This is a genomic window from Aeromonas sp. QDB31 (genome assembly GCF_027707605.1).
GTDB lineage: Bacteria > Pseudomonadota > Gammaproteobacteria > Enterobacterales > Aeromonadaceae > Aeromonas > Aeromonas media.
Genome location: NZ_JAPCIX010000025.1, coordinates 35501 through 47109 on the forward strand (window position 1 = coordinate 35501; position 11609 = coordinate 47109).

Annotated in this window: 10 protein-coding genes; 5 read left to right on the plus strand and 5 right to left on the minus strand. The window is 61.1% G+C overall.

Annotated elements, in window-relative coordinates:
- Positions 1–53: 53 nt before the first annotated feature.
- From treB to PG898_RS18370, 3 genes are all read left to right on the plus strand, one after another.
- Positions 54–1484 (plus strand): PTS trehalose transporter subunit IIBC, encoded by a 1431-nt coding sequence (treB, locus tag PG898_RS18360; protein WP_025328410.1) that lies wholly within the window; start codon positions 54–56, stop codon positions 1482–1484.
- 82 nt (positions 1485–1566) lie between these two features.
- Positions 1567–3231: an alpha,alpha-phosphotrehalase gene (treC, locus tag PG898_RS18365; RefSeq protein ID WP_270824772.1), complete on the plus strand. Its 1665-nt coding sequence runs from the start codon at positions 1567–1569 to the stop codon at positions 3229–3231.
- Positions 3231–3842, plus strand: coding sequence for a sugar O-acetyltransferase (locus PG898_RS18370; RefSeq protein WP_270824771.1), 612 nt, complete (start codon positions 3231–3233; stop codon positions 3840–3842). Before treC ends, PG898_RS18370 begins: the two co-directional genes overlap by 1 nt.
- Before the next feature lie 124 nt (positions 3843–3966).
- Here PG898_RS18370 and PG898_RS18375 read toward each other — a convergent pair whose 3' ends face one another.
- A complete protein-coding gene (locus tag PG898_RS18375) occupies positions 3967–4425 on the minus strand; it encodes an Lrp/AsnC family transcriptional regulator (RefSeq protein WP_270824770.1) in 459 nt (152 codons plus the stop codon).
- 106 nt (positions 4426–4531) lie between these two features.
- On the opposite strand from PG898_RS18375, the gene PG898_RS18380 reads away from it, so the two are divergent.
- Positions 4532–5398 carry an EamA family transporter gene (locus tag PG898_RS18380; protein WP_270824769.1) on the plus strand — a complete coding sequence of 289 codons (867 nt, stop codon included), beginning with the start codon at positions 4532–4534 and terminating at the stop codon, positions 5396–5398.
- Positions 5399–5460: 62 nt separating this feature from the next.
- Here the strand turns inward: PG898_RS18380 and PG898_RS18385 are convergent, their stop codons facing one another.
- Positions 5461–6960 (minus strand): histidine-type phosphatase, encoded by a 1500-nt coding sequence (locus tag PG898_RS18385; RefSeq protein WP_270824768.1) that lies wholly within the window; start codon positions 6958–6960, stop codon positions 5461–5463.
- Between the two features lie 378 nt (positions 6961–7338).
- Here PG898_RS18385 and PG898_RS18390 point away from each other — a divergent pair, with 378 nt between their 5' ends.
- Positions 7339–7671: a hypothetical protein gene (locus PG898_RS18390; RefSeq protein ID WP_270824767.1), complete on the plus strand. Its 333-nt coding sequence runs from the start codon at positions 7339–7341 to the stop codon at positions 7669–7671.
- A gap of 124 nt (positions 7672–7795) precedes the next feature.
- Here PG898_RS18390 and PG898_RS18395 read toward each other — a convergent pair whose 3' ends face one another.
- The 3 genes from PG898_RS18395 to PG898_RS18405 form a co-directional block, all read right to left on the minus strand.
- Entirely contained in the window at positions 7796–8395 is a 600-nt protein-coding gene (locus tag PG898_RS18395) for a Yip1 family protein (protein WP_270824766.1), read from the minus strand.
- Positions 8396–8634: 239 nt separating this feature from the next.
- Positions 8635–9978: a potassium channel family protein gene (locus PG898_RS18400; RefSeq protein WP_270824765.1), complete on the minus strand. Its 1344-nt coding sequence runs from the start codon at positions 9976–9978 to the stop codon at positions 8635–8637.
- A 315-nt stretch (positions 9979–10293) separates the two neighbouring features.
- Positions 10294–11313, minus strand: coding sequence for an OmpA family protein (locus PG898_RS18405; RefSeq protein ID WP_041204919.1), 1020 nt, complete (start codon positions 11311–11313; stop codon positions 10294–10296).
- Between the last annotated feature and the right edge of the window lie 296 nt (positions 11314–11609).

Sequence of the window (11609 nt, forward strand, 5' to 3'; positions counted from 1 at the left end):
GGCCAGCCGGCAAAGACACGACCATTATTCATGGAGTCACAGAGGGAAGGCTCATGTCAAAAGTCAACACACAACATCTGGCGCAGCTGATCGAACGGATCGGCGGCAAGGACAACATCACCACCGTCAGCCACTGCCTGACCCGGCTCAGGTTCGTGCTGGCCGATCCGGCCAAGGCAGATCCCAAGGCCATCGAGACCATACCCTCGGTGAAGGGCAGCTTCACCCAGGGCGGCCAGTTCCAGGTGGTGATCGGCAACGAGGTGGATCAGTGGTACAAGGCGCTCACCGAGGAGATAGGGGTGAGCGGCGCCAGCAAGGATGCCGCCAAGCAGGCGGCCCGCCACAACATGAATCCGCTGGAGCGCGGCATCTCCCACCTGGCGGAGATCTTCGTGCCCCTGCTGCCCGCCATCATCACCGGCGGCCTGATCCTGGGTTTTCGCAATGTCATCGGCGACATCAAGATGTTCGACGACGGGACCCATACCCTGGTGGAGATCAGCCAGTTCTGGGCCCAGGTGCACGCCTTCCTCTGGTTGCTGGGTGAGGCCATCTTCCACTTCCTGCCGGTGGGCGTCTGCTGGTCTGCGGTGAAGAAGATGGGGGGATCCGAGATCCTCGGCATAGTGCTGGGTATCACCCTGGTGTCGCCGCAGCTGATGAACGCCTACGGCATCGGTCAGCAAACCCCGGAAGTGTGGGACTTCGGTCTCTTCGTCATCCAGAAGGTGGGCTATCAGGCCCAGGTCATTCCGGCCCTGCTGGCGGGTGTCTTCCTGGCCTGGGTGGAAACCAGCCTCAAGCGCATCATTCCGGCCTACCTCTATCTGGTGATAGTGCCCTTCATCTCCCTGCTGCTGGCGGTGATAGTGGCCCACGCCTTCATCGGCCCCTTCGGTCGCTGGATTGGTGAGGGGGTCGGCTTCGCCGCCAAGGCCGCCATGACGGGGTCCTTCGCCCCCATAGGCGCCGCCCTGTTCGGCTTCCTCTATGCCCCCCTGGTCATCACCGGCATCCACCACACCACCAACGCTGTGGATCTGCAACTGATGCAGAGCATGGGCGGCACCCCCATCTGGCCGCTGATCGCGCTCTCCAATATCGCCCAGGCCTCGGCGGTCGTCGGTATCATCCTGATCAGCCGCAAGGAGAACGAACGGGAGATCTCGGTCCCGGCCGCCATCTCCGCCTACCTGGGGGTGACCGAGCCGGCCATGTACGGCATCAACCTCAAGTACAAGTTCCCCATGCTGTGCGCCATGGTGGGCTCCAGCCTCGCGGCCCTCATCTGCGGCTTCAGCGGCGTGATGGCCAACGGCATCGGGGTGGGCGGCCTGCCGGGCATCCTCTCCATCCAGCCCCAGTACTGGGCTATCTACGCCGTCGCCATGCTGGTAGCCATAGTGGTGCCCGTGGTACTGACCCTGCTGGTCTACAAGCGCCAGCAGGCTGCCGGCAAGCTGGATCTGGCCACCGCCTGATCCCCAAGACATCGGCGGGGCCCAGGCTCCGCCCTTTTTATTGGCCTGTTCAACCCAGTTTCAACCAATGAGCGATCCAACCATGACACAGACACCCTGGTGGCAAAGCGCCGTGATTTACCAGATCTACCCCAAGAGCTTTCAGGATTCCGGCGCCCGCGGCACCGGCGATCTCAAGGGGATCATGGCCCGCCTCGACTACCTCAAGACCCTCGGCGTCAATGCCCTCTGGCTGACCCCGGTCTACGTCTCCCCCCAGGTGGACAACGGCTACGACATCGCCGACTACCTGGCCATAGACCCGGCCTACGGCACCATGAGCGATTTCGAAGCGCTGCTGGCGGCCGCCCACGCGCGCGACATCCGCATAGTGATGGACATAGTGGTCAACCACACCTCCACCGAGCACGCCTGGTTCAAGTCGGCGCTGGGGGACAAGAACAGCCCCTACCGCGACTACTACATCTGGAAAGATCCGGTGGACGGCGGCGTGCCCAACAACTGGCAATCCAAGTTTGGCGGCAGCGCCTGGGAGCTGGACCCGGCCACCAGCCAGTACTATCTGCACCTGTTCGCCCGCGAGCAGGCGGATCTCAACTGGGAAAACCCGGCGGTTCGCGCCGAGGTGAAAAAGATCATCCACTTCTGGGCGAAGAAGGGGGTCGACGGTTTCCGGCTCGACGTCATCAACCTCATCTCCAAGGATCAGCGCTTCCCGAGCGACGAGGTGGGGGATGGCCGCCGCTTCTACACCGACGGGCCGCGCATCCACGAATTCCTGCAGGATGTGAGCCGCGACGTCTTCGCCCCGGTGGGGGCCATGACGGTGGGGGAGATGTCTTCCACCAGTCTCGAGCACTGCCAGCGCTATGGCGCGCTGGACGGCTCAGAGCTCTCCATGGTGTTCAACTTCCACCACCTCAAGGTGGATTACCCCAATGGCGACAAGTGGACCAAGGCGCCGTTCGATTTCCTCGAGCTCAAGCGCATCTTCAACCACTGGCAGAGCGGCATGCACGGCAAGGGGTGGTCGGCGCTGTTCTGGTGCAACCACGACCAGCCACGCATCGTCTCCCGCTTCGGCGACGAGGGCGAGCATAGGGTGGTGGCCGCCAAGATGCTGGCCAGCACTCTGCACGGCTTGCAGGGCACCCCCTACATCTATCAGGGGGAGGAGATCGGCATGACCAACCCCGGTTATCAGCGCATCGATGACTATCAGGATGTGGAGAGCCGCAACATCTTCGCCATCAAGCAGGCGGAAGGAGTGAGCGAGGCCGAGATCCTCGCCATTCTGGGGGCCAAGTCCAGGGACAACTCCCGCACTCCCATGCAGTGGAGCGCCGCCCCCAACGCCGGCTTCACCGCGGGCACGCCCTGGCTCAAGCCAGCAGCCAACTACCCCGAGATCAACGCCGAAGCGGCGCTGGCCGACCAAGACTCGGTGTTCTGGCACTACCGGGAGCTGATCCGGCTGCGCAAGGATTATCCCATCTTCACCCAGGGGGATTATCAGGAGCTGCTGGCGGGGCATGCCCGGATCTGGGCCTATGCCCGCCGCGCCAACGGCCAGACCCTGCTGGTGGTGAGCAACTTCTACGGCAGGCCTGTGACTTTCGAGCCGCCCGCCGAGCTGGCCGCTGGCGAGGGTCGCCTGCTGCTTGGCAACTACCCCGATAGCCCGGCCCGGCCGCAAACCTGCGAGCTGCGTCCTTATGAATCCCTGATCTGGCTGATGGAGCAATGATGACTGAGACAATCACAGCGCCACGGGCAGCCGAGCGCTGCCCCGAATGGCAGAAGATGGTGGCGGGGGAGCCCTATGATGCGGGCCACCCCGAGCTGAAGGCGGCCCGCGAGCGCTGCCGCAGCCTCTATCACAGCTTCAACACCAGCTGGCAGGAGAAACCGGAGCGGGATGCCCTGCTCTATGAACTGCTCGGCGGCCGTGGCAAAGCGTGCGCAATCAACCCGCCCTTCTTTTGCGACTATGGCGCCAACATCTTCGTGGGGGAGAACTTCTACGCCAACGTCAACTGCACCATCCTCGACGTGTGCGAGGTGCACATCGGTGACAACGTGCTGCTGGCGCCAGGGGTGCAGATCTACACCGCCGCCCACCCGGTGGCGGTGTCGCCTCGGGTGGCCGGGGTCGAGTTCGGCAAGCCGGTGCGCATCGGCAACAACGTCTGGATAGGAGGCAGCACCGTCATCTGCCCCGGTGTCACCATAGGGGACAACAGCGTGATAGGGGCGGGATCCGTGGTCACCAGGGATATTCCGGCGGGGGTGGTCGCAGTCGGCAACCCTTGTCGGGTGTTGCGCCCCATGACGGCGCAGGAGCTGGCGGAGATCTGACACGACCGGGGCAGGTAATGCTGCCCCGACTTGTACTCGGCGCCGTGGCCAACCCCTGCCCCCCCTCTTGTTCATGACAGCCTGCCAATGGCGTGCAGACACGCCCCCCGGCGAATTCACCACCTCAGGCTGGCAGCAAGGCCCCGCAGCGCTTGTGCTGCCCCATGACCACCAACGTCTTGAAGCTGCGCACCTGCTCCCTGGCATGCAGCACCCGCCGGGTGAACTGCTCGTAACTCTGCATGTCCCGCGCGGCCACCTGCAGCACGAAGTCCTGCTCACCCGTCACATACCAGAGGTCCATGACCTCAGGCTCCCCCTTCAGGCAGGCAATCATCTCATCGATGATACGGCCATGATCCCGCTCCAGGGTGACGAGCACCAGCATGGTGATGGGCCAGCCCATGGTCGCCGGTGCCACCAGCGCCACCTCCCGCTCGATAACTCCCGCCTCCCGCAGCGTCCGGACACGGCGGTAACAGGCGGGCGCCGAGAGGCCGACCCTGTGGGCCAGCTCGGGAATGGGCAGACGGGCATCCTGCTGCAGCTCGGCGAGGATGAGCAGATCGAACTTGTCGGTCATGGGGGAAAAGAAGATAAAGATTATCGAATAGAGCCAGTTTTAAACCGAGATTACGGCTATCGCCAGATATATTTTACTTCCCCTTCCCTGCTCAGGTTTGAACAAGATGCCGCCGACCACCACCACCCTCTCCTCCCTGCTGGCGGTCATGCTCGCCATGCTGTCGATCACCCTCGGCGCCTCCCTGGCCAAGACGCTGTTTCCCTTGATCGGGGCCGCCGGTACCACCCTGTTCCGGCTGGGGTGTGCCGCCCTCCTCCTCTCTCTGGTGTTTCGGGTCTGGCGAGCGCCACTCGACAGGCGCACCCTGCTGGGGGCCATCCCTTATGGACTCTCGCTGGGAGCCATGAACCTGCTCTTCTATCTGGCCATAGAGCGCATCCCCCTCGGCGTGGCGCTGGCCATCGAGTTCATAGGCCCCCTGACGGTGGCGCTGCTCAGCTCCCGCCACCGAGAAGACTTTATCTGGCTGGCGCTGGCCATCGTCGGTCTGCTGTTGCTGTTGCCGCTGCGGGAGGCCGAACAGGCCATCGATCCCCTGGGGGCCGCATTGGCCCTCGGCGCCGGCGTGTTCTGGGGACTCTATATGCTGACCGGCAAGCGGGCCGGTGCCTTGCTGGGGGCCCAGGCCCCGGCCCTTGGCATGTGGGTGGGAACCCTGCTGGTACTGCCCTTCGGCTTCGGCGGGGCGAGCGAGGCCAGCTTCACCCTCCCCCTGGTGCTGACCATAGCGGGGGTGGGGCTGCTCTCGAGTGCCATCCCCTACTCTCTCGAGATGTTTGCCCTGCGCCGGTTGCCGCTCAAGAGCTACGGCATCCTGACCAGCGGTGAACCCGCCATGGGCGCCCTGATGGGGTTGCTGTTGCTGGGAGAACAACTGCCCCCGTCCCAGTGGCTGGGAATAGCCGCCATCATAACCGCTTCGATGGGCACCACCTGGCATGGGGGACGACGGCGCGCCGACCCGGCGTGACGCCGCCAAATAAAGCGGGCCTGTGATGACAGGCCCGCTTCATCAGAGGTACCAAGCGGGCGTCACGACGGATAACCGTAGCAGCGCTTTAGCTCGCCGAAGTCATAGAAGAAGCTGCCAGCCTCAATGGAGATACACCCTTCCTTGAAGGCAAGCTCCCTCTCGTTGTAGAGCATCTTCACCAACACCCTGCCTGTGTCGTTGCGATAAACATCCCACTGGATGTTGGCCGCATAAGGAGAGACCCAACCGCCACGCCATTCGTTGTTGGCCTGGCTCATCAATTCGCCCGGCTTGGCGCTCTGACGGCTGCCTTCCAGCTTCATCAGTGCTGCCAGCGGGATCAGGGTCTCGGCGTGGGCAAAACGCAGCTTGGCGACGTGCTCGCCGGCCCCTTCGATCACCTGGTGCTGCACCTCATTGAACAGGCCGTCGAGCAGGGGCTGAGCCACCTCGTAGGTGGCACGCTGGCTGTTCAGACTCGGCCCCTTCTCGTAGAAGTCCTCGGCATCGGAGAGATAGGAGAACCAGGCAGACTCCTCCGGAGTGATGAACTGCTCCAGATCCCAGGGCGCCCCTTGCGCCTGCGCCTCCCGGATCATCCCCGGGCCAATGATGAAGAGGTTGTAGAGCATCAGTGCGGCATCCACCTCGTCGCGCACATAGGTCTTGTCACCATCTTCCGGGTTCACCGCCACATATTCGACACCGGCAGCCAGCTCGTCGACGAACGCCTTGCTGTAGAGGCGTTCGAGCATCGCGCGCGCCATCACCCGGGTCTGGGGCAGGGTCTTGAGGCCATCGAGCGCCTCGGTCAGCTCGGGAACCGGAGACACACCCGCCTCCTCATCCCCGACGAACGCCATGTATGCCTGGAAGGCGGGCAGGTACTGGAGGTAATCCCCTTCCGGCTCCGTCTTGTGGAAGTAGAGTTCAAACTTGTTGCGCAACCCCTTGTCGATCTCGGAGGGGTTCTGCTGGCTCACGTAGCAGTCCTTGCTGTCAGCCACGAAATCGACCCGTTTTGCCAGGCTCTCCATGAAGTAGTAGGCGCTCTCGTTGGCCCTGTCCTTGCCCGACGTCTCGACCCGGATGCAGGCGGGCGCAGCTCCCTTGCCAAGCAGGGTCGGCAGCCGCTCGGCCAGGCGGGTCGCCAGCAGGGCATGCTCTTCCTTGCCGACTGCCGAGAGTAGGCCATAGCCCAGTTGCCGGTTGGCTGCGGTGACGGCATCCACCTTGGCCCCCAGCCCCTGACCCAGCGTGGTGAGCGCACCCTGCCGGGAAGCCGCGTCCCAAATCTGCTTGGTCAGCACGTCGTACTTGGGGCTGGACAGGGAACGGGAGCCATGTCGGGCAACCAGCTCGGTGAAGACGGGGGTGAAACCGGCTGGCGCCGCTTCATAACTGCTCGCATCCTGACGGGCAGCATAGACAGCCTTGGTGCTGTACTGGTAGTCGGCCTCAGGCCCGGTAGTCGAAGAGGAGTCGTTTTCCGATTGGCAACCAGCCAGCAGGATCGCAGCCACGCAGGTGGCGAGGGAAGAGAGACGGAGCATAGTCATCCTTGAACCATATTGAAAATAAGGCTGCACATTAAGCGCTCCAGATGACAATCCGGTGTCAGCTTCCGCTTTCAGTGACAAGATCTGCTCACCCCCTGGCAACCCGGGGTGGCCGCTCGCGTATGTTTCGTTCATGTTTTTTGAACATCTAGACCAGTTAATCTCGCTAACAACCGAGCGATGACCTGTTTACTATTCATTCATCGCTTAGGCAGGATCGCCAAGCGGCCAAATAACAGGTCGTTCCAGGCTGAGATACCAAAAACAGGGTGTCTGATGTCAGTAAAAGAACTACATAGTATTTGAATAACCTCTTGCAAGGATGCATTGATGCGGGCCTCTCCGGCCTTGCCAATGACATAAAAATCAAGAGAGTGAATGAACATGAAAAACCTAATCAAGATGCTGGCCGTTGCAGGCCTGATGACTGCCGGTGTTGCCCAGGCTTCCGTTCCTGCCGATTTCAATTCCGCCCCTGGCGTATTGTTCGTGAACTGGCATGCCAGCGCGACCATGGCTGGCAAGGCCAACCCCATGCTGGAGGTACGCGACGAGTCTGGTGATCTGGTGGCCTCCGTCCATGCCAACCTGACGGGCACCCAGCAGGTGCAGATCCCGAGCCGCGCCCAGGGCAACCTGACAGTGAGCCTGGGGGATCAGAGCAGCGACTACCGTATCCCCTTTGGCATCGGCAGCGGCAACCCGCGCTGATCCCGCCTCGCGACCGACGCTTTCACTCCATCCGGTTGCCACAAACCGGCCAGAAAGCGTGGGTGAGCCCCATGACAAAGGCGCCATAATGGCGCCCTTGTCGTTTCTGCCGGCTGGTCAGCGGCTACTGGGTAAACACGGGGCCAAAGCCGGATCCCCAGAGAATGGCCGTGGCCGCCAGCACGCAGACCAGCAGCACCAGGCCGACTGTGACCACCGAGCTGGCGTAGATGAATCCCTGCTCCTTGGGAATGTGCATCAGGATAGGCACCCCCACATAGAGCAGGTACACCGAGTAGCTGAGCCCGATGAGACCGATGATCATCATGAACCAGAGATGCGGGAAGAACGCGGAGAAACCGACCATGAACAGCGGCGTGGAGGTGTAGGCCGCGAGCTCGAGCGACGTCGTGTAGCTCGGATCCGAACCGAAGGTATGGCCCATCCAGTGCACCAGATAGGAGAGCGCGAGGACGCCGATGATGAGCGTCACGTACATGGCTATCGACAGCATGAGGGCGCTGTTCGCGGTCAGGGTGATGGGCTCACCGACGCCAATGCTCCAACCTATGTGCACGGCGGAATAATAGGCACAGATGGGAGGGATAAGGGCCACGATCAGGATATGAGTCAGACTGTTTCGGAAACTGTCATGCCTCTCGTCTATGGTATGCCATTCGGTGTGAGGATGTGCATACAATCCCCATAAGTGATTCAATATCATAGCGTTATTCCTTCTCTGCTTTGATTGTGGACTGTTCGATACCGCTCTCGCTCCCCTGTTTTTATCTCGTGCAACGCTAGGCGCACCATCCATCGCAAGCGCGACCCATGACTCTAAATAAAGTCGCTCCACTGCCGGTGCGTCAAGGAAGAACGCCATCCCCGCCGTGCAGGCGGGTCCTGGCGATTGGCCAGCCCCTGGCGGCGGGGCAAGTGGTGCCGTCGCCGCCAGCGCTATCGTCAATACTGCTTGGTCTTTGAAGCAAAGCCGGCGAGGAAGAGGCCGGTCAGAAACATGCCGCAGAACGCCTCTATGGCCGACAACAACTGGAGGGGAGAGGAGGTCTGGGAGATATCGCCGTAACCCAGGGTCACGAAGGTCACTATGCTGAAGTAGAGGGAGCGCCCCAGATGGCCATGGGTCACGGACTCCGGCGCCAGGAAGTAGGTCAGGGTCGCCAGCAGTATGACCCCCATCGACATCAGCAGGCTTCTTATCGGCCGCTCACCAAATCCCCAGGTGATGAAGCTGACAAACTTGCTGGCGCACTTGAGGTAGCACAGCAGGGAGAGCCACCCCTTCGTCATCAAGCCGCTGCGCAGCCAGCGCTCCCTGAACAACTCCCTCGGGCTTGCCAGGGATTTCATCTCGTGCAGCTTCTCCTTGTAATAGCATTCACCGGCATCGACGGTGTCCCCCACGCTGGAGAAGATGCGTTTGGCATTGCGGTACAGCTTGCTGGCCTCGTTGTGATCTATCCGGCCATTCTCGTTGTAGACCACCTGCACCTTGTCCAGATTGGTGTGCTCCATGGTGGCATCGAAGTTCTTGGCACTGACGTTGAAGTTTTTCAGCACGGCCCGGGAGGAGTGAAAGCGGATCTCCTCGCACTCTATGGTGAAGTCCTGAAACACCCCGTCCTCCAGCGCCAGCTCCCGCTTCTTGGCCCAGGCCCTGTGATCCCACAGCAGGGAATCGAACAGATCGAGCCCGATCACCCCGCCGTTCACGCGTACTCCCTTGGCCGAACAGTGCCACAGATAGACCTTGGAGTTGTTGACGGCGCCATCCAGCGAGAGCTCGTCGAGGCAGGTGAAATCCAGCAGACGGCCGGAGATGATGGGGCTCTTGAGCTCGACGCCGCCGATGTTGAGCAGGCGATGCTTGCCCAGCACCTGGGCCTCCCCCTTGTTGTTCTCGGAGACGGAGAGCAGGCTCTGCACCCGCTTCACCTCATCCTTGCCGTACTTGCCGGCCAGCCACATGCAATAAGGCTCGAAGCGGGATTCGGAGCGGATGAGGCCGCTCTTGCGCAGGGACTCCAGAGCACTCGAGGCAGTCTCATACAGCCTTATCTTGTCATCGCTCATGTAGACGCAGAGGCTGAGCACGGATCGCGAGCTGATGAAACGGGCGATGCCGATCTGGAAGATGACGCTTTTCTCTATTTTCTGCTCTGTCATCCAGTCGCCGAAATGGGGTAGCGAGGCCACCAGCAATGTCCAAATCAATGGATAGTCATTCTCCCGCCGCCACTCGTTGAACTGCTCGGGAGAAAGCTGCCACAGCTCTGTCGCATTCATAGATTACCTCTATCATGGATTTGTCCCGCTTCGGGATGTCGAGGGAGGGGATCAGAAGCCCGCACGCCCGGACCGGGATGACGCAGGATAACGGGACACAGGCTCGTCACGCCATCATACTAGGCAAGATAATGGCTGTAACTCACTGACAGGGAAGGTATAAGAGGAAGGGTTCGACACATTTTCGAGCGATTGCAGAAGGATCGGGCACCAGACGTCGTGACGGATGGTTTTACCCGTCTGCGAAGCGCAAGCCCGACAAACAAGAGGGGATGCCATGGCATCCCCTCTTCACATCCACCTAGCGGCGTCGGCTTATTGCTGCACTTCCTGCACGCCAGAGACGCGGACTTCGACACGGCGGTCCGGTGCCAGGCAGGTGATCAGCTCATTCTTGCCCTTGACGCCGTCACACTGGGTGCCGGTGACCGGGTCGGCTTCACCACGGCCTTCGATGGCGATCTTGCTGGTGGCCAGACCCTTGCTGACCAGGAAGTCGGCCACGGTGCGGGCACGGGCTTCGGACAGCTTCTGGTTATAAGCCTCGGAACCGATGCGATCGCTGTAACCAATGACGATGGCGCTGCCATCTTTGGGCTGGAATTCAACGATTTGCTTGTACAGACCATCCAGAGCCTCGACACCTTCAGCCTTCAGCTCGGCTTTGCCAAAGGCAAACAGCACGTCGGAGTTCAGGGCAAAGTTCTTCTCGACAACCACGGGAGCCGCTTCTGTAACGACCGGAGCAGCAACAGGCTCAACGTAGGAGGTGCGGAACGGGTGATATACCGCTTCCAGCGTCGCCACGCTCTGGTTGGACTTGTACTGCTCACCGGTGTAAGTGGTCAAATCAGCCACGTCCCACATGTAGCGGTAGCGCGCCTGCAGATCCAGGGCATCGTTCAACTTGTAGGTCAGACCGACGCCAGCCATCGGCGACACGCGGGAATCCGTCACGCCAAAGCCGTGGGTGTGCGACCAGTAGGCACCCGCTTCACCAAACAGGGAAAAATCCTCTCCCAGCGGCAGACGGGCGATACCGGACAGGGTGGCACCCTGATTTTCGTAGGCGTTGTTGTTGATGCCACCGTTGGTATTGCCCCGGCCAGCGTACTGGTAACCCAGTTCGGCACCGAACGTTTCGTTGAAGTTGTAACCCATGAAGAGGTTGCCGGTGAAGGCGTCTTCGGTTCCACTCTCCACGCCTTCTACCTTGTTCAGGCCATTGAAGTGAGCGGCACCGACACCGGCACCGAAGTAGATGTCGTCACTTGCGTGAGCAACCGTGCCAGCCAATGCCAATGCAATCCATACAGGTGTCAGTCTTAAGTTCATCACAGCCTCGTCGATGCTAGTTGCGGGCTTGCAGCCCTTGTTCTATATGAGCACCATTGTACCGACCAGTTCTTGTACAGGAGCTTAAGCGGCGAGACCATTTATGTAGCATTTACTGCCTGTTTTTAATGAACTTTCAGCTTTCCGTTAAGCCATTGTGGCCAACATCCTGGCGAGCGCATCCCGACGGCGGAGATAGGCATGCGAGACCATAAAAAAAGGCGCTGTCCCAATTACGTGTTGGAAGACTAACCTTGGAGTAGGTCATCACCTTGAGGGCCTCCATCATGGATACC